The 18537-nt window shown below is 64.3% G+C and carries 19 protein-coding genes; 5 read left to right on the top strand and 14 right to left on the bottom strand.

What is annotated here, in order from left to right; translation table 11 throughout:
* Positions 1-9 precede the first annotated feature (9 nt).
* The 4 genes from DPV79_RS02365 to DPV79_RS02350 form a co-directional block, all read right to left on the bottom strand.
* Positions 10-1344, bottom strand: a complete 1335-nt coding sequence (locus DPV79_RS02365; protein ID WP_113044660.1) for a paraquat-inducible protein A — start codon at positions 1342-1344, stop codon at positions 10-12.
* 129 nt (positions 1345-1473) lie between these two features.
* A complete protein-coding gene (locus DPV79_RS02360) occupies positions 1474-2940 on the bottom strand; it encodes an efflux transporter outer membrane subunit (protein WP_059555934.1) in 1467 nt (488 codons plus the stop codon).
* Positions 2940-6110 (bottom strand): efflux RND transporter permease subunit, encoded by a 3171-nt coding sequence (locus DPV79_RS02355; protein ID WP_113044659.1) that lies wholly within the window; start codon positions 6108-6110, stop codon positions 2940-2942. The genes DPV79_RS02360 and DPV79_RS02355 overlap by 1 nt, the downstream gene beginning before the upstream one ends.
* A complete protein-coding gene (locus DPV79_RS02350) occupies positions 6107-7273 on the bottom strand; it encodes an efflux RND transporter periplasmic adaptor subunit (RefSeq protein ID WP_113044658.1) in 1167 nt (388 codons plus the stop codon). Before DPV79_RS02350 ends, DPV79_RS02355 begins: the two co-directional genes overlap by 4 nt.
* A gap of 341 nt (positions 7274-7614) precedes the next feature.
* Between DPV79_RS02350 and DPV79_RS02345 the strand changes: the two genes are divergently transcribed.
* On the top strand, positions 7615-8379 hold the full coding sequence (locus DPV79_RS02345; protein ID WP_425267344.1) for a TetR/AcrR family transcriptional regulator: 765 nt from the start codon (positions 7615-7617) through the stop codon (positions 8377-8379).
* Between the two features lie 1056 nt (positions 8380-9435).
* Positions 9436-10878, top strand: a complete 1443-nt coding sequence (locus tag DPV79_RS02340; protein ID WP_113044657.1) for a sensor histidine kinase — start codon at positions 9436-9438, stop codon at positions 10876-10878.
* 13 nt (positions 10879-10891) lie between these two features.
* Here DPV79_RS02340 and DPV79_RS02335 read toward each other — a convergent pair whose 3' ends face one another.
* Positions 10892-11365 (bottom strand): acyl-CoA thioesterase, encoded by a 474-nt coding sequence (locus tag DPV79_RS02335; RefSeq protein WP_021158078.1) that lies wholly within the window; start codon positions 11363-11365, stop codon positions 10892-10894.
* 244 nt (positions 11366-11609) lie between these two features.
* Here DPV79_RS02335 and DPV79_RS02330 point away from each other — a divergent pair, with 244 nt between their 5' ends.
* Positions 11610-12548 (top strand): response regulator, encoded by a 939-nt coding sequence (locus tag DPV79_RS02330; RefSeq protein ID WP_059675325.1) that lies wholly within the window; start codon positions 11610-11612, stop codon positions 12546-12548.
* Positions 12549-12698: 150 nt separating this feature from the next.
* Here DPV79_RS02330 and DPV79_RS43225 read toward each other — a convergent pair whose 3' ends face one another.
* Positions 12699-13247, bottom strand: coding sequence for a Fic family protein (locus DPV79_RS43225; protein ID WP_244321697.1), 549 nt, complete (start codon positions 13245-13247; stop codon positions 12699-12701).
* A 121-nt stretch (positions 13248-13368) separates the two neighbouring features.
* Between DPV79_RS43225 and DPV79_RS02320 the strand changes: the two genes are divergently transcribed.
* Positions 13369-13683 (top strand): hypothetical protein, encoded by a 315-nt coding sequence (locus DPV79_RS02320; RefSeq protein ID WP_027792681.1) that lies wholly within the window; start codon positions 13369-13371, stop codon positions 13681-13683.
* Between the two features lie 179 nt (positions 13684-13862).
* On the opposite strand, the gene DPV79_RS02315 is transcribed toward DPV79_RS02320, so the two are convergent.
* The 6 genes from DPV79_RS02315 to DPV79_RS02285 form a co-directional block, all read right to left on the bottom strand.
* Positions 13863-14048: a hypothetical protein gene (locus tag DPV79_RS02315; RefSeq protein WP_059862793.1), complete on the bottom strand. Its 186-nt coding sequence runs from the start codon at positions 14046-14048 to the stop codon at positions 13863-13865.
* 515 nt (positions 14049-14563) lie between these two features.
* Positions 14564-14806, bottom strand: a complete 243-nt coding sequence (locus DPV79_RS02305) for a hypothetical protein (protein ID WP_113044656.1) — start codon at positions 14804-14806, stop codon at positions 14564-14566.
* 67 nt (positions 14807-14873) lie between these two features.
* Positions 14874-15437, bottom strand: coding sequence for an Hsp20/alpha crystallin family protein (locus tag DPV79_RS02300; protein ID WP_059555574.1), 564 nt, complete (start codon positions 15435-15437; stop codon positions 14874-14876).
* A 19-nt stretch (positions 15438-15456) separates the two neighbouring features.
* Positions 15457-15618, bottom strand: coding sequence for a hypothetical protein (locus DPV79_RS02295; RefSeq protein ID WP_244321696.1), 162 nt, complete (start codon positions 15616-15618; stop codon positions 15457-15459).
* A gap of 150 nt (positions 15619-15768) precedes the next feature.
* Positions 15769-16176 carry an Hsp20/alpha crystallin family protein gene (locus tag DPV79_RS02290; protein ID WP_059813378.1) on the bottom strand — a complete coding sequence of 136 codons (408 nt, stop codon included), beginning with the start codon at positions 16174-16176 and terminating at the stop codon, positions 15769-15771.
* 15 nt (positions 16177-16191) lie between these two features.
* Positions 16192-16632 (bottom strand): Hsp20/alpha crystallin family protein, encoded by a 441-nt coding sequence (locus DPV79_RS02285; RefSeq protein WP_059492804.1) that lies wholly within the window; start codon positions 16630-16632, stop codon positions 16192-16194.
* 249 nt (positions 16633-16881) lie between these two features.
* Here DPV79_RS02285 and DPV79_RS02280 point away from each other — a divergent pair, with 249 nt between their 5' ends.
* A complete protein-coding gene (locus tag DPV79_RS02280) occupies positions 16882-17265 on the top strand; it encodes a hypothetical protein (RefSeq protein ID WP_113044724.1) in 384 nt (127 codons plus the stop codon).
* A 365-nt stretch (positions 17266-17630) separates the two neighbouring features.
* Here DPV79_RS02280 and DPV79_RS02275 read toward each other — a convergent pair whose 3' ends face one another.
* Positions 17631-17939 (bottom strand): H-NS histone family protein, encoded by a 309-nt coding sequence (locus DPV79_RS02275; RefSeq protein WP_113044655.1) that lies wholly within the window; start codon positions 17937-17939, stop codon positions 17631-17633.
* 106 nt (positions 17940-18045) lie between these two features.
* A complete protein-coding gene (locus DPV79_RS02270; RefSeq protein WP_021158090.1) occupies positions 18046-18279 on the bottom strand; it encodes a flagellar transcriptional regulator FlhD in 234 nt (77 codons plus the stop codon).
* Between the last annotated feature and the right edge of the window lie 258 nt (positions 18280-18537).

The raw sequence follows: 18537 nt of genomic DNA, 5'->3' as shown, positions 1-18537 counted from the left end.
TGCGCCGGTTCAAGGTTGGTGATGGGCGGCGGCGGGGCGGGGCGCGCCGTCCCAGATGAGCCGCGGGTCGAACTGCATCGACGCGCACATGGTCAGCACGACCACGGCGCCGAACGCGAGCGCGCCGGGGCCGGGCGTGATGTCGGCGAGCGAGCCGAAATGCACGAGCGCGATCGTGAGCGCCACGACGAACACGTCGAGCATCGACCAGCGGCCCACGCGCTCGACCAGCCGATGCAGCCGGGCTCGTTCGAGCGGCCGCCATTGCACGCCGCGATGGACGGCGATCGCCTGGAATGCGAGGGCCGCAAGCTTGAGCATCGGCACGAGCACACTCGCGATGAACACGATGACGGCGAGCGCCCAGTCGCCGGACGTCCAGAAGTACGCGACACCGCCGAGGATCGTGTCGTCCTCGGCCCGGCCGAGCGAGGTCGCGTGCATGACGGGCAACAGGTTCGCCGGGATATAGAGCAACGCAGCGGCAGCGACGAGCGCGCCCGTGCGCGCGATGCTGTGCGGGCGGCGCGCGTGCAGCGGCGATCCGCAGCGCGTGCAGCGCTCGCCGCATGTGTGTGCCGGCTGCACGCGCGCGCAGAGGTGACAGGCTATCCATCCCGCGGCGCTGGCCGTCATGCCCGCCGATCCGCCGCTTTCCGCGGCCCGGGGCGCCGCATGTCGCGTCGTGTCGGGGCGGGGCGGTTTCGTACGGTCGGCATCGCCTGACCGCAGTGCGACGAGTTCGTCGTGCGCTTCCCACAGTCGGGCCGGTTCGATCGTCGACAGCACGCAGAGCATCACGGTAAGCCCGGCGAACGCGAATAGCGCGGGCCCGGCGAGCACGTGTGCGAGGCTCGTCAGTTTGATAATCGTGATGAGCACGCCGAGCATCAGCACCTCGACCATGCTCCACGGCCGCAATCGGTGAATGCCGCGCAGCACTTGTGCGAAGTGGCGCGGTACGCGGCCCGCGCGCAACGGCACGAGCAGGTATAGCCATGCGGCCAGCTCCAGTATCGGAAACAGCATCGTCGTGCAGAACACGAGCGCGGCCACCAGCGGCTGACCGTTCGACCATAGCGCGCGAACCGCGTCACCGAGCGTCGCATGCGACGCGATGCCGGCCGCATCGAGCGCGACGATCGGAAAGGCCTGCGCGACGCAACACGTCACCAGCGCGGCGACCGTCAATGCGCACAGCCGGTCGAGCGAGCGGCGGCCGTGCGCCGCACCGCTCACGCGCGCGCGGCATCTCGGGCAGTGCGCCGTCAGCGCGCGCAGGCGCGGCGGACGCTGAATCAGCAGGTCGCATTCGTGGCAGGCGACCAGGTTGTCGGATTTCATCGGGAATCAACCATGCGGGTAATGAAGGCGCGGCGCCGCGCGACGCACGGTACGCCGGGCATCGGGCTTCGAGATTGCGGACCGGTGCGGCCCGAAGGCGCGCGGCCGGTCCATCGATGCAAGCAGCGGCTATTGCCGAGTCGCGACCGTCGTGCCAGTTGCGGGCGGCAGTTCGCCCATTGCCTGCAGCAGCGCCGCCGTATCGGTCATCCGGCGGCTCGCGGCACGCACCGCATCGAGTTCCGCGTTCAGATAGAGCTGTTCGCTCGACCGTTGCGCGGACATCGGAACGGCACCCAATGTGCGGCGTTGCGCCGTTTCGTGGAAGGCCTCGCCTGCCGCGCGCGCCGCGAGTTCGTTCGCGGCCAGTCCTTGCGCGTCGTTGTCCAGCGCGGCGAGCGAATCGGCGACGTCGCCGAATGCGGACAGCACCGCCGCCTTGTACTGCAGCACCGCGGCGTCGTACGCATCGCGCGACGCCCGCCGGTGAGCCAGCAGCGCACCGCCGTGGAAGATCGGCTGCGACAGCCCGGCGCCGACGGCCCACAGGCCGCCCGCGCCCGACAACAGCGCTGGCCAGCTGAAGCCGCCGCGCCCCATCGTCGCGGTGAGCGACAGGCTCGGGAACAACTGGGCGGTCGCCTCGCCGACGTCCGCCGATGCCGCCTTCACGGCTGCCGCGGCCGCGCGGATGTCCGGCCGTGCCTTCAGCAGGTCGGACGGCACGACCACGGGCACGTGTTCCGGCAGCGACAGTCCAGTGAAGGAGGGGACCGGCGGTGGCGCGTCGGGCGTGCGGCCCAGCAGGATCGCCAGCGCGTGAACCGCGCTCGCACGCTGCTGGCGCAGCGGCGGCAGCGTCGCGGCGAGCGACGCCGCGCCCTGCGTCGACGCCAGCGCTTGCACGTGGGACACCGCGCCGAGCGCGTAGCGCTGCTGGTCTTCGAGTGCGGATGCCTCGGCAACGGCGACCAGGCGCTCCGTCAGCAGGATCTGGCGGTCGAGCGTCGCAGCGCGGATGGCGGTGCCGACGATGTTGGCCGCCAGCGCACGCCTTGCCGCTTCGAGTTCGCAACCGCGCACGTCGACGCGCGCGGCGCTCGCCTCGTTCGCATATCGCGTGGCGCCGAACAGGTCGAAGGTGTAATGCGCCTGCAGTTGCCCGACGAAGACGTTGTAGCGCAGGCTTTGCGCGCCCGCGCCGGAGATGTCAGGCGTGCGCGTGCGGGCCACCTGCGCGTTCGCGTCGATCGACGGCAGCGTCGACGCGCCGATCTGCGCGCGCAGCTCCTCTTGCGCGGCGGCGAGCGTCTTTTCCGCCGCGGCCAGCGTCGGGTTCGCGCGCAGGCCTTCGTCGACCAGCGCGTCGAGCGCGCTGGACCGGTACAGGCGCCACCATTGCGGGACGGGCGCGGCGCCGACGTCGAACTGCTGCGCGACGCCTGCCGCTTCGGCGGTGCGCGGCGCCTGAGGCGTCGCGCCGTAGTGCGCCGGCGACGGCATCGCGGGCGGCGTGCTGCTCGGGGCCATTGCACAGCCGCTCAAGCAGAGCGCCGCGCTCGCGGCGAGCACCGATGTGGTAAGGGGAAATTTCATCAGCATGTCTCCGAGGACGCGACGTCCATCGCGCGCGACTCGCTTTCGTCGCTGCGCACCTTGAAGCAGGTCGCGTAGAGGGCCGGCAGGAAGAAGATGGTCAGCACCGTCGCGATCGTGATGCCGCCCATCAGCGCGGTGGCCATCGGGCCGAAGAAGCCGGAACGCAACAGCGGAATCAGCGCGAGCACGGCGGCCGCGGCGGTCAGCATGATCGGCCGGAAACGGCGCACGGTCGCGCCCACGATCGCGGCGAAGCGTGGCTGCCCGGCCGCGATGTCCTGGTCGATCTGGTCGACCAGGATCACCGAGTTGCGCATGATGATCCCGAACATCGCGATCACGCCGAGCAACGCGACGAAGCCGAACGGCTTGCCGAACAGTAGCAGCGCCGCGACCACGCCGATCAGGCCGAGCGGGGCCGTCAGCACGACGATGAAGGTGCGCGAGAAGCGCTTGAGCTGGATCATCAGCAGCGTCAGCACCGCGATGATCATGAGCGGCATCTGCGCGTTGATCGACGTCTGGCCCTTCATGCTCTCCTCGGCTGCACCGCCGATCTCGATCCGGTAACCGGTCGGCAGCGTGGCGCGCAGCGTCGCCAGGGTGCCGTCGATGGCGCGCGTCACGCCGATGCTCGGCGCTTCGCCACGAACGTCGGCCTGCACCGTGACGGTCGGCTGGCGGTCGCGTTCCCAGATCACGCCGTATTCGAGCGTGTCGTGCACGTGGCCGATCGTGCCGAGCGGCACCGGGCCGTGCGGCGTCGGGATCGCCAGGCCGGCGAGCTGCGACGGGTCGATCCGTTCGCGCTTCGGCGCACGCAGGTCGACGTCGATCAGCTTGTCGCGTTCGCGATACTGCGTGACCGTATAGCCGGACAGCGTCATCGCGAGGAAACTCGACACGTCTTCCGACGTCACGCCGAGCTGGCGTGCCTTCAGTTGATCGATTTCGAACGACACCGATCGCTCCGCCGGCTCGTCCCAGTCGAACTGCACGTTGCGCGTGCGGGCATCGGCGCGCATCTTGTCCGCGACTTTTTCGGCAATGCCGCGGACGGTCGCGATGTCGTCGCCGCTCACGCGGAACTTGATCGGAAAGCCGACGGGCGGCCCGTTCTCGAGGCGCGCGACGCGCGTGCGCACGGTCGGGAAGCGGCTTGCCAGCGTCGACTCGAGCCAATGCGACAAGCGGTCGCGCGATTCGACGTCCTTGGCCGTGATCACGAACTGCGCGAAGTTCGGCTGCTGGAGCTGCTGGTCGAGCGGCAGGTAGAAGCGCGGCGCACCGGTGCCGACGAAATCGACCACGTGATCGATTTCAGGCCGACCGTCGAGCACCTTCTCGAGCCGCGTGGCCTCACGCAGTGTCGCGTCGAACGAAGCGCCTTCGGGCAAACGCATGTCGACCAGCAGTTCGGGGCGCTCCGAGTTCGGGAAAAATTGCTGTGGCACGCGCGTGAATGCCGCCATCGCGATCGCGAACAGCACGGCCGTGACGCCCAGCACCACCCAGCGGCGCTCGATGCACGCCGAGATCCATCCGGACAGCCGCCGGTAAAAGCCCGTTTCATAAACGTCCTGCCCATGTGCATGAGCGTCGTGATGCTGCTGCTCGGGAAGCATGTGGTAGCCGAGCAGCGGCACCAGCACGACGGCCGCGAACCACGACACGATCAGCGAGATCGCGGACACCTCGAAGATCGACCGCGTGTATTCGCCGGTGCTCGATTTCGCGAGCGCGATCGGCAGGAAGCCGGATACCGTGACGAGCGTGCCGGTCAGCATCGGGAACGCCGTGCTCGTGTAGGCGAAGGCCGCCGCGCGCGCGCGGCTCCAACCCTGCTCGAGCTTCACCGCCATCATTTCGACGGCGATGATCGCGTCGTCCACCAGCAGCCCCAGCGCGAGCACGAGCGTGCCGAGCGATACCTTGTCGAGGCCGATGCCGAACACGTGCATGCACAGTGCCGTCACGGCGAGCACGATCGGAATCGTGATGACGACGACCATGCCGGTGCGCAGGCCCAGCGACACGAGGCTGACGACGAGCACGATCGCGACGGCTTCGCCGACCGCTTCGACGAAATCGTCCACCGAGTGCTTGACGGCATGCGGCATGCTCGACACCGCGGCCAGCTTCAGTCCGGCCGGCAAGCCGGCCCGGAGCTCGGCCGCCTTCGCGTCGAGCGCCTTGCCGAGGTCGATCACGTCTCCGCCTTTTTGCATCGTGACGCCGATGCCGAGCACCGCGTGACCGTTCGTACGCATCTGCGTGACGGGCGGATCGTCGTAGCCGCGCGTGACCTTCGCGACGTCGCCGAGCCGGAACGTCCGGCCGTTCACTGTGATCAGCGTGTCGGCGAGCGCCTGCGTGTCCTTGAACGCGCCGCTCGGCCGCACGAACACGCGATCGTCCGCTGTCGTGATCGTGCCGACCGGTGCGACGGCGTTTTGCGCATCGATGGCCTGCGCGAGCTGCTGCGGCGTGATCGCGAGCCGCGTCAGTTGCGCGTTCGAGATCTCGACGAATACGTGCTGGGCGGGGTCGCCGAAGTAGTCGACCTTCGCGACACCCGGCACGCGCAACAGCACGGTGCGCAGCTTGTCCGCGTAATCGTGCAGTTGCGCGGGCGAGTAGCCGTCGCCTTCGAGCGCATAGATGTTGGTGTAGACGTCGCCGAATTCGTCGTTGAAGAACGGGCCGACAGTGCCCTTCGGCAGCGTCGCCCGGATATCGCCGACCTTCTTGCGCACCTGATACCAGGTTTCCGGCACCTGGTCGACCGGCGCCGAATCCTTCATCGCAAAGAAGATCATCGACTCGCCGGGGCGCGAATAGCTCTTGATGTTGTCCACGTAAGGCGCGGCCTGGAGCTGGCGGCCGATCCGGTCCGTGACCTGTTCCTGCACTTCGCGCGCCGTGGCACCCGGCCAATAGGTCTGGATCACCATGGTGCGGAACGTGAACGGCGGATCCTCCGACTGCGCGAGGCGCGTATAGCCGATCATGCCGAAGATCGTCGCGAGGCCGATCAGGAAGATCACCAGTTGCTGATGCTTCAGCGCCCATGCCGACAGATTGAAACCGCCGTCGTCGCGCGACGCGGCACCGCTTTGTGCGCCGAGCGCACCGTCCATCGAGGACCGGTGTTCTGGAGCGTTCATGATGCGAAGTCCTCCGCATGCAGCGGCGGCACGACGCGCACGTGCTGGCCGGTACTCACCGTATGGACGCCTTGCATCACGACACGCTCGTTTTCCGCGAGGCCGGACGTGACCGTGACCGTACGCTCGTCGTAGCGTCCGACCGTTACCGGGCGCAGTTCCAGCGTGTCACTGCCTTTGCGAATGACCCAGACCGCCGGCGCTTCGCCGCGATGGAAGAGTGCGGTGGCCGGCAGCGTGATCGCGTGGTCCGCGGTTGTGTCGGCGGCGCCGTCGAACGAGATGCTGGCGGTCATCCCGGAGCGGACGTCCGGCCCCGGCGCGACCAGCGTCAGCTTCACGCGCCAGGTGCGGCTTTGCGGATCAGCGGCCGCCGCGACTTCGCGCACGCGTGCGTCGAGCACCTTGTCCGGCAGTGCCGTCAGGCTGACGTGCGCGGTGCGGCCGACCGCGAGATCGCGCAGATCGCGCTCAGCGACGTCGCAGACGATGTCGAGGTCGCCGCTCCAGTCCAGATGAAACACCGCCTGGCCGGGCTCGACGTTCTGCCCGGTATCGGCATCCTCCGACGTGATGACGCCGTCGTGATCCGCGACCAGCGTCGCGTAGCGCAGGTGATCGCCCGCGAGCGCCATTTTCGCGAGCGCGGAATCGCGTTGCGCGACCGCCGATGCATACGCGTCCTGCGTTGTCTCGAGCTGCGCGGGCGCGATCAGGTTGGCCTGAGCCTGGGCGCGGTCGCGATCCAGTTGCTGCTTCGCATAGGCGAGGCGATGCTCGGCGGCATCGAGCTGCGCGCGCGCGTTCAGCAACGTGTTGTGCAGATCGGCCGGATCGAGCATCGCGAGGGTCTGGCCGGCCTTGACGGTGTCGCCGATTCGCACGCGCCGCTCGACGATCTTGCCGCCGACCCGGAACGACAGCGGCGTCGAATATCGCGCCTGAACCTGCGCGGGCAGCACACGCTGCACTGAGCCAATGTCTCCATGAACCGGCAACGCGACCACCGGTTGCAGTTCGGGCGCCGGGGTCTCGTGCGAGTGGCAAGCCGCGAGAAGAATCGCGCAGCAGGCGAATGCGATCGGGGCGCGCCGAAGCGGTGGCGCGACGCGTGTCAGAAACGAGCGCGTTGAAGTCCGCGCGTCAAGTCCGGGTGATTTCACGATGTTTCCAAGACAAGTGAGGGTCAAACTGAAAATGGTTCGGCGACCACGGCGGGTCACCCCGGTTTATGCAGGCGCGCGCGGGCGTCTCCGCCGACGGTGCGCATGACGATCAATCAGTACTCCGACGTTTAAGGTGCAGATCGTTCCGACTGCCGACATGACACGGCTTGCGCACGACGATGGCCGCCGAGTGTGCCGACGGGGCCGCCTGCGCGTCACCGACGCTCGCTGGCGTGGGTCCGGAACAGTGTCTGGACAGGAACCGGTTCTGCAATTTCGAGATTAGACTCATAACTGATACTATTGTCAAGTATGAGTAAGTCATCTAGAATTGCGGCATGCAGAAAATTCTTATGGAAAGGGAAAGTGCGCTCGTGGACGACAAACCGGTCCGGCCGCGTCGCCCGAACGCGTCAGTGGCCGAAGCGGAACAGCGTCAACCGCGCGGTGCCCGGCGCAAGGAGGCGACACGTATGCGCTTGCTGCGGGCGGCGTTCGGCCTGATGGCGGAAAAGGGCAGGGACAACGTCGCGATCAGCGAGATCACCGAGGCGGCGGATGTGGGGTTCGGCTCGTTTTACTACCACTTCGAATCGAAGGACGGCATCTTCGCCGCGCTGACCGAGTGGGTGTTCGACGATTTCGCGGACGGGCTCGAGCGTCTTGCGAGCGGTCTGTCGGATCCGGCCGAGGTCGTGTCGGTTTGCGTGCGTCACACGCTGATGCGCGCGCGCCGCGAGCGGCTCTGGGGACGGTTCCTGATGCGGGAGGGCTTTTCCGCGCGTGCGCTCGACCACGGGCTGGGCCGGCGTTTGCGGCGGGACAGCGAGCGCGGAATCGCGGCACGCCGCTTCGTCGTCGGCGATCCGTTCATGAGCGTGCTCGCAATGACGGGGACGATCCTGGCGGCGATCGCGGCGGAGTGCTACGCGCCCGACACGGCTGCGGGCGATGCGAGGAAGCCGGGGGGAGACGAAGGCCGGCTCCCCGAGCGGGCTGCGGCAATGGTATTGCAGACGCTCGGCCTGACGCACGCCGAAGCAAAGGACGTGGCGAACCGACCATTGCCGCCCGGCGACTTCAGCGCCGCTGAGAGCAGTTGACGGTTGGGTGCCGCCGGCGCATGTCCGGCTGATCCAGTTAAGTAACCACTATCATGTCCGGCGGCGAGCACACCGCCGGGCTCAATTTGATCCGCGGTTGCGGGATATCGCAGCAAGAGTGTTGGGCGACTCGGCGAACGGTATGAAAAAGGAGGTTTGATCGTCGAGCGTGTCGATACTCTTTACTTTATTTGACATAATGCTGATGATCAATTTTTTTGATTGTAGTGGCTAGATTGAAATGTCCGCTTTTCGACCCATCGTCAGCTGATCGGCCGCTGGGAATCCAGCGCCGGAGGCTGCGATGGCTGGAACGGAACGGATCACGATGACGATGCGCGAGCTGGACAGGTTCAAGGTCATCCAGAACGTCGCGGACGGCAAAAAAGTCATGCTGATTCCATGATGGCCGTGCCGCGGCCGTCGGCATCGAATTTGATTCGATAATCCGTGCGATTTTCGAGCATCGCGAAATATTCGTGAAACTCGGTGTTAATGCGTAGCCTGTGGTGTTTACCGCAGGCATGCATCCGCTATCCGGCTGACGTCATTTTTCCGTGACAGGGAACGCGGCTTCCCGGAGAGATGTATCGGGCCGGTCGATTATTTTTGATTTCGTGTTCGATCGGCGCGATTGCTTCGAAAAATCGTTTGAAAATCGACGGCGACTCATCCGCTGATCGAACAGTTGGCTGCGGCAAATTGTTGCATTGTTCGAATTCCCGCTTCACCCGATCGGCCGCAACATCTGTTACTGCGCGGTTCCCGGCATTTGTCACGGCGATAGTTCGCGCGATCGCAATAACGAATGCAATCGTGAATGCATGGTTCGCATGCGGCAAAGTTTTAGCCCATGGCCAGTTCCTGATCACGACGGCGATCGATTATCCTATTCAGGATCCGCCACGCGCACGATCCGCAATCGAGATGCGCGAAACCCTCGTGGACCAACCCGCCCGCGCTCGCTCGCCTGCCGCTGCGTGCTACTCTCGCAACCGGCACCGGCCAGGACAGTACAGTGGTGCGCGACCAGTGAACATTGTGGATTCACGCATCATGTACTCGATCTTGCCCGCGTTCGTCTCCGCGTTGTTTCTCGGGTTCGGCCTCTACGTGCTGGCCACCAAGGGCCTCACGCGGGTCTCCGTCCCGTTCGCCTTGATGTGCGCGGCGACCTTCGTCTGGCAGGGAACGTGGGCCTTCCTGTTCCAGACGACCGACGCGAACGTCGCCAGCTTGCTGGTCAAGGCTGGCTATCTGTTCATCCTGTTCCTGCCGACGACCTTCTATCATTTCGTGACGGAGATCGTGTCGCGTCGGGACGAACGGCCGTTCATGTTCGCCTCCTACGGCCTTTGCGTGCTGCTGGCCGTGCTGCTGGTCACGGGCAATGGGGTCGTCGATGGATTCCGCCTGCATTTCTTCGGCCCGTATCCCAACGCGGGCCCACTGCATCCGCTGCACGTCGTGCAGACCGTCCTCCTGGTCGGCCGCAGCGGCTGGCTCCTGATCGAGGCACGGCAACAGACGCGCGCGCGAGATGTCCGGCAACTGCTCACGCAATGTCTCGTCAGCCTGGGCCTCTACTCGCTCGCGGCCACCGACTACGCGGTGAACTACGGCGTCGAGTTCTATCCGGTGGGCGTATTGTTCATCGCGATGAGTCTCGGGATTCTTGCGACGTCGATCGTCCGCTATGGCCTGATGGGCCCCTATCTCCTGGCCGCGACGGTCGCGCACGAAGTGGCCACGCCGCTGGCGGCGATCGGCCTGCACGCGGACGAGCTGCGCAACGTCCTGCCGGCGCTGCTGCGCGGGTATCGGCTGGCGGTGGAGCACCGGTTGTGCGCCGACAGCTTGTATCCGGGGCAGCTGGACCGGCTGCCGACGCTCGCATCGTCGATCCGGCGCCAGGTCGATACCACGAGCACCGTTGTCGAAATGTCCCTGGCGTCCTTTACGCTGGACCGCCTCGATCGCCACGGCTTCGCGGCCTATCCGATACGGGCCTGTGTCGACGCCGCGGTGGATCGTTTTCCCTTCCGTCCGGGAGAACGCGACCGCGTGTCGGTCGGCGCGATCGATCCGGACCTCCGGTTCTCCGGAACCGACTCGCTCGTGATCTTCGTCATCTTCAACCTGCTGAAAAACGCCCTGTATGCGATCGACGCAAGCGGCCGTGGGCAGATCGAGATCGACGCGCATCGCAGCAACGGTTATTGCGTGGTGCGTTTCAGCGACACGGGCCCGGGCATCGCGCCCGAGGTGCTCCCTCAAATCTTCGACGCCTTCTTCTCGACCAAGTCGCACGGGTGCGGCGCGGGCATGGGCTTGAGCTTCTGTCGCCGCGCCTGCGAAGCGCTCGGCGGCGCCATCGCGTGTGAATCCATCCCCGGCGTCCGGACCACGTTCACGATTCGGCTGCCGGAGCCCGGCTCGCCGGCGGACCAGGCATTGCGCGATCCGCCGGTGCCCACCCGGCACTATCGCATCGGGTAAGGCAGTCTCACCTTCAGTTCGCGGCGGACGGCAGGATCAGTTCATACGCCTTGACGCGCTCGATGATGCCCGCCGGAAACCGGCTGATCCGCTTGTCGGGGCCGGCGAACACGATCTGCTGGTACCCCAGCGACACCTGTCGTCCGTCGACGTAGAAGCGAAACAGCAGATATGCCGAACACTGCCGAACCTCGAACGTATTGAGGAAGCAGTCGACCCGCTGGAACGGAAACGTCTCCTGAACGTATTCCTGATGCGCGCGCTTCGTCACGAACGAACCGCCGGCCGCCAGCAGGTTGTTGTGGATGCATTCGTGAAACCAGCGTTCACGGCACACGCCCTGCCATTCGAAGTAGCGTGCGAAATAGGTATTCATGAAGGCATTGGAATCCTTGAGGTAAATGTCGACCACGTGGTGGAAGGTTTTTTCGGACTGATGTGCCGTTTCGTTTGAAAGGACGTGAAGAATCGCGTCTTGCGTCAACATGGATAACTCCTTGAATCGCTACTGGCGGTAGCGGCGCATTCCTTCAACGAGAAGGAATGGCCAGATTCTCGCCGTGCAATTCTGTTGAGCGCTTCGGTCAATACATGCCAAATTAGTGGTTGACAAATGGTTGATGCAAATCCCACTTTCGCCGGATAATTGGCCCGGTCATGCAACGCGGCCGTCATTTTTGGAAACGCGTCTCCGTTATCGAATCTTTTTCTGCTGATTTATCGACACTCGTATGCAAACCTTCGTCAGGCAGCCGGTGCTTTATCCCGTGTCCGTGGTGTTTGTCGACGACAACCCGGATTTCCTGCAGGCGCTGCGGGGCGCATTTCCGGATGAACACCTGAACCGCTTTTTTACGCAACCCCGGGTGGCGCTCGACTTCGTGTCGTCGCGTGACGTGGAGATGCCGCCAACGGCCGCGGACTATTTCGGTGCGGAGAAAAAAGGCGGCAATGCGATCGGCGAGGACGCGCTCACCGATCCCGCCCGATTCGAGGCGGTGGGCGCGGTGGTCGTGGACTTTTCGATGCCGGAGGTCGACGGCATCCAGCTTCTTTCCTCCATCCGCAACGCAAACTGCATGAAAATCCTGCTCACCGGCGTTGCCGACGAGCGCGAGGCGGTGGACGCGTTCAACGCCGGACTGATCGATTGCTTTCTGAAGAAAACCGACGTCGAGATGCCGCGCAAGCTGGCAACCGTGCTTGACAACGCGAAGCGCAAGCACTGCGCGGCTCGCGGGCACATCAGCCTGCATGAAGCAGGGTCGACCTACCGGGATCCGAGGATCGTCAAACTGATCGACGAGGTGGCCGCGCGGGAAGGCATCGTCGAATATTACTGGCGCCCCAATCAGGACGCGGTGCTGATGTTCGACGCCGAGGGCGCGCCAAGCGTATTTCTCGCCTGGAATGAGGAGGACTGGTCGTTTCACTGCGATATCGTGTCCGACGCGAACGGTCCGGCCGAATTGCGCCAAGGCATGGAGGCGCGCAGCATCATGCCGCTGTTCTGGCCATCGCAGGCCTATCGGCCGGGCCTCGCCGACGTCAAATGCGCGGCGCCCCTGCCCGTTCCGGGATGGAACGGCACGTTTTACAGCTGGACCCGCCTGGACGATACGGCCACCGAACGCGAACTGCCCACGTTGGCAAAATGGCGTCACGCTTGACGGATCATCCGCCTGTCTACAGTCAGGTCGTGCTGTCGTCGAGTCGGCAAGCACTCGATTTGAAGCAATCCCTGTCAATGTTGACAGTTATCGGCGGCGCCGACTTTTGTTTCAATAGCGCCCTATTCCGAGGGCCACCCACTATTCCAATCAGGTGGCACATTCATTCAGGGCAGGTATCAGAGGCGCGGAAGGGCCATTCAGCAAGCGACTGATACCGCTGAGTATTGTTTCAGGTGCCGCTTGGCAAGCCTTGGCGGATCTGGTTCGATCTACGCCGATAAAACGCAGCAAAATCAAGGCTCCCTGATATCCCCGCGCGACCTCGATCGGTCGGCGGCACGTTTCCGGATCCGGTGCCCATCGCGGTCGACCATCAATGAACGGATGGATCTTCGCGAATCGCGTGTGCAGCTCAGCCGCCCGCTCGACCGGATGCATGTCTCCACCCGCTTCATACCAGTCGATCAGCGCGGCCATTTCAGCAGGCAGATGCATGAAATCCGGCAGGGTTGTACTCGCACCCGCGATCACCACGCTTTCACGGCGATACCGGCCCGCTTCTTCAGCATCGATGCCCTTCGACCATAGTCTCCGCCACCTGCTCCGGTCGGGCGTCGTTGCTTTGCTGCGCTTCCAGCGCCATTCGACGTATCGGTTCAGGGCCGCGCGGTTTTCGGGTGATTCAGGGAGACGCATCGGTGATCACACCTCGAAGGCCCACTTCCTCGCAGCGCCCACTGCCATCGCACGACATGGCCGATTTTCGGTGGATCCTCGGGCAGCGTTAGAATAGCGCCCCTTCTCATGGGAGACGAAAATGTCCTGGTTCGTTTACGAAGTACCCGAATACCACGAAGACGCTGCGCGCATCGAGCCCTTCAGCGACCTGCGCAACCGTGTGTTGAAAGTCGGTGACCCGGCCATGGCTGAAGAACTGGAAAGCGTTCGCGAGAACGCCGCAGCGACCGCCGACACGCCCGAGCGCCCCCTGCGGACTCCGGAAAATCCGCATGTCTTTCCGATTCCTTACGCCGAATCCATGATCCTGGTCGGGTTCATCTTCGATCTGAAACGCGAATTCCGGCAGCTGGTCGTGTCACCCGTGGAAATGCCCTGGCTGAAAGACGCGTAAGAAGCGGTCGGAACGGAAGCGCGACCTCGCGCTCGCGCGCGCTTCCCGTTGACGTTTGGTCAGGCCCGGCACTCACTTGCAGAAGAAACAGGTGCCTGCGTCGGGCATCGGCGCAGGAGCGAACGTCGGCGGCAACGCGAAGGCGCGACAGGCGCAAGGTGCCTGCGATCGGCGGTTCTCTACAACAACGACAACTGAGCCGGCATGCTTGTGCGACCTGTCTGATCGCTTTCCTTTGCCGCCAGGTCCTGCCGGTCCGTGGGCTGTGCATCGCCGTCGCCCTGTCGATATTTCCGCGCCCAATCGACGCCAAGCACATCAGATGAGAACACAACGCCGGGCGCAATCTGAACAAGCTGGCTCATCTGCGGATTCTCCTAAGCAGCCTGAACGTCGAAGTGTGCAGCTGCATAACGTGCACTGCAGTTCCACACCTCGACGCCGTCGCGGGTGAAGGTAGCCCATCCGTCCTTGACGATCACCTCTGCACCGGGAAAGACATCACCATATCCATTTGCCGTGGCAGCGAAAACCGTTCGCTCGCGACACGTCGCCCAGTATTTCCCGTTTTCCAGGGTTAGCGGCTTTGTGCTCAATCGACGACTCGACTCATTGTTTGTTCAAAAAACGATCGCGCTTCTTTGCTCCCGCAATCCATTGAGGCGCCCTGTCAGGGGCATGAGCAAGGTAAGCGCAACTCCCTATCATAAGCCGTGACGTCATGAAATCTCTTGTTATCGGCCCGGCATCGACCCTACCCTTTCTCGTCGCTTGTATTCACGGTCGCTAACCGGCCGTAGCCATCGGAACCGGGAACGAATCGACCATCAATTCCGCAGGTGCCTGCTTCGCGCCCGGCCCTCGGCTTTCGACCGGCACGCTAGATCCGCCGGACATACCGCTCCGAAACGACCGAGCGTTGCTGGATCCATGCGACGGCAAGCTCCAGCGCTTCATCGCGTGCCTCCTGGGCATTGGCGAAATCGCCATCGACGCCGAGCGTGCGTGTTTCGTCGGCCCGGTCGGTAACCATGGCCGCCGCAGCGTAGCGGCTGTTTCCGGTGGCGGTTACCACCGGCCGGACCTCGCAGCCGTGATACGCGATGACGTTGTCCGTTTGCATATGACACCTCCTGCAGCGTATTGCGCCCGAAGCGAGCCCGGCGATGCGGGATCTTTGCGTGCTTGCCCTAGCCGATATCGATCGTGCGACTGGCGGACTGCACCGGCTCCGATTTCGGCACGGTCAACGTGAGCACACCGTTGTCAAACTTTGCCAGGGTGTGGTCGGGGTCGGCGTTTTCAGGCATCGGGATCGTGCGCATGAAGCTTCCATGGGCGCGCTCCAGCCGGTAGCAGCCGTTTTCCTCGTCGCGCACATCCTGCCTTTTCTCTCCGCGCAGCACGATTGCCCCATCCTCGACGCTCAGCTTCAGATCTTCGCGGTCCATTCCGGGCAGTTCGGCGGTCACGCGCAGCACCAGCCCCTCATCGACGACGTCGATACGCGGCTGGAAGCGCGATGAACTGAAGTCGCCAAACCAGCGCTCGAGCACGCCTCGGCCGGCAAACGGGTCGTGAAAGAACGCCTCCATTGCACGCCACGGGTCGCGTGAGAACAGTCGCGGGATGTCAGGCCACGAGGCCCGCCACTGTTCGTCTGTCGGCGGACTTTCCGTGCCTTCCGCATCGGACTTGCGGGCAGTTCCGCGAAGGAACTTGAAGGGGTTCCACTTTTTCAAATCGGTATTCATGGCGTCCTCCGATTCAGCTTCAATCTGATTTCACCGCGTACTCGACCGCATCCCACCGCGCTTCGGTCGCGCTTGTCCAGCGTTCGCTGAAACGCGGCGGATGCCGGTCGGCCGACACCTCATCGTTCCGGACTATCCGGACGGTGGCGACGTAGCCGTCCAGTGCGGACAGGCGGGTCACGATCCGTCACACGGGAATCGCGTGGAGATCGATCGCGTGTCCTTTACAGGACTCCTGTATAACATCAGACACCCGCCCCCTGCTCCCGGTTCGCGCAGGCGGCAGCGCGATCGCTGCCGCCCTGGTTGCCGACCTGCCGTTGCCGACGCGTCAGCCGGTCCTGACTTCAACACGCCGTGGGCGCGCCTCGTCGCGGCGCGGGATTGTCAGCTTCAGCACCCCGTCCTGGAGGCTCGCCTCGATCCTTGACGTATCGAAGTCCGGTGACAGCGTGAACGTCCGGGCGAAGTGCGGTTCGCGGACCTCGGCATGCTGCAGCCGCAGATTTGCCGGCGTCGGCACCGCCGCCTCGGCCTCGATCGAGAGGTTGTTGTCGTGAACCTTGACGTCCAGCTTGTCCTTCGTCACACCGGGCAGATCCGCCCATAGCGTGACGACCTGGCTGTCCTCGTATATGTCGACGGCCGGGACGAGCGTGATCCGGCGCCTGGGTTGTTCGGTGCCGCGACGTGCGACGGCGGACGGGCCGCGTTCGGCCAGTTGGGTCGTGTCATTCATGATCGGCTCCTCGGATTACTGGACAGTGATGGCGCGCGGCCTGGACGATTCGCGCCTGCCGACACTGATCGACAGGCAGCCATTTTCGTAGCGCGCCTGGACCTTGTCCGGATCGGCGGTGTCGGGCAGCTCGATGACGCGTCTGAAGGCACCGGCAAAGCGCTCCTGCGCATACGTACGCGTCGCGCTTCCCGTGTCGGGCTGTGTCGATTTGCGTTCACCGCTGATGGTCAGCAAGCCCTTGTCGATCGATACGTCGAGTTCGGTGGCGTTGATGCCCGGGGCAAAGGCAACGATCTCGATCGACTCGTCGGTCGCACCGATATTGATCTGAGGAAACGCGCCCAGCCGGCCAGCGCGGATGCTGGACGGGAAGCCGCCGAAGCGTTGCGCCATCTGCTGCTGCAGGCGGTCTAATTCGCTGAAGAGGTCGGTTCCGAAGTAAAGATCGCTCACGATCGTATCCTCCTTGAATGCAGCCGGGGGGCGAACGGGCCTACGCGCTCCAGTTCGCCTGCCAGACTGCCGGCAAACAAATAGAAACACGCAGCACGCGGGATCCGGAGGCCCGCGCGTCTGCCTGAGCGAAACTCAAGATAGACACTCTGCGAAAAATTTCAAGGTCCGTCGGCAGATTTTTGCACTTGAAATTCCGGTGCTGGAACCTATCATCGCAGCGGCTTGGAACTGCATGCGGAGGACGCCATGGAATTCGACACGGACTGGCTTACGCTGGGCAGGCATCGTATCCGGCTATGCTCGACGAAGGGCTTTCCGACCGAGACGATGCGTACTGTGACCGAGGTCGTCAGGCTCGCGATCGACAACAACATGAGCGCGCGGGCACGACTCGTCGAGGTCGTCTGCCGGCATGAACAGACCTACGACGTGCTGGTCGGCACGACGATGGCGGAGGACAAGGTTTGTGCGCCGCAACTTGAAGCCGCGGTTGCGGTTGTGCTGGGCCTGTTGCCCGACCAGATCAACATCACGGTCACCCCGGTCACGCAAAAGGAGGTCGATCTGCACTTTGGCGTGTACGAGCGAATGCTGTCGGAGAAGCTGAGTACGGCTCCGCCGACCCACTGACCGATCGGTCCCGCGCTCCGCCGTGCGTCAGCAGCGTCGTGGCCGACATTCAGCTCGGCTGGACGCCAGGCGGGCAGGACCGGGCACTTGCTGCTGTGCCGTGTCTGAACCAGCGGGGCGCGGTGAAAGGACGCATTGCCTGCCCGGGTTCCGGAATCCAGTTTGCGCCGACGTGTGATCCACGAGCATCGTTTCGACCGACACGGGACGACGAAGCGCACCATCTCGATGGGATCACCGCAGCTCAGCGTGCATCGGGAGACCGGCAACGCCGGCCTCCCATGCGCACGTCGCGGCATCTCCAGGCCCACACGTCGCAAGCGGCTGCTCCGCTGCCGGAAAGCGGGATTCGAAAGTCGTCACGTTCAACCGGCGTTGTGCTCGATCAGGAACCGGTCGCGACGGCCGCCTTTGATCCAGGCCGGCTCGCGCCCGCGCCCGCTCCAGGTCGCGCCGGTCTTCGGGTCGCGATAGCGCGGCGCCGATGCGTTCTTTCGCGGCGTCGCTTTCGCCGCGCCGCCGTGGCGGCCGAATATCTGCCCGGCGGTCAGCCCATATTCGGCGACCCGGGTGCGAATCTCCTGTATGACGGCCTCGAGTTCGGCGAGCCGGGCTTCCTCGACGCGCTTCATCAATTCATCGGCTTGCGCCTTCAATTCGCGATAACCGGGCATGCAATTCCTCCACATTCTCTTGATGTAAAACGACGAACGGCCGCGACGGTGCAATCTCGTGAAAAGGCGCGACCGGAACATCCATTCGGGAAAACCGGAAAACGAATCACGCGCGGCCCGGCGCGTTTTCGGCACGAAATTCACAAACCAGCTCGCCGCCGGCCGCGAGTTCATCGATCTGATCCAGCGTCAACGCGTCGATCGATGCAGCAATGGCATCCGAGATACCCAATTGCCGCTTGCCTTGTTCGTAATCGATACGCAATATGCGCTGCGCGAGCACGAGATACGCCCGGTTGAATTCCGCAATTGCATCGAAGATATCGCCCTGTCCGGTCATGACTGCTCCTGAGCCGACGGCGGTCGTCGCATACCGCACGCGCGGCGCCGCGACCAGCCGTCCAGTAATGGATGCCTGAATCTATGTCAGGCAATCGACGTCATGCCGACAATTCCTAGATGGCATCCGACATATTCGAAATCGGCAATTGCAATTCACCATTCGCCATTCATCCCTGTCGGATTCGGCCTAGATTCGGTCGCCACTCGAAACGGGAACGCCCATACGATTGTCGAACGGCGCGGGTCCGGCCGCGCG

Origin of the sequence: Burkholderia reimsis (assembly GCF_003294055.1) — a bacterium.
Lineage (GTDB): Bacteria > Pseudomonadota > Gammaproteobacteria > Burkholderiales > Burkholderiaceae > Burkholderia > Burkholderia cepacia.
The sequence above is the reverse complement of the archived record's forward strand: the minus strand, read 5'-3'. Positions and strand labels throughout refer to the sequence as shown.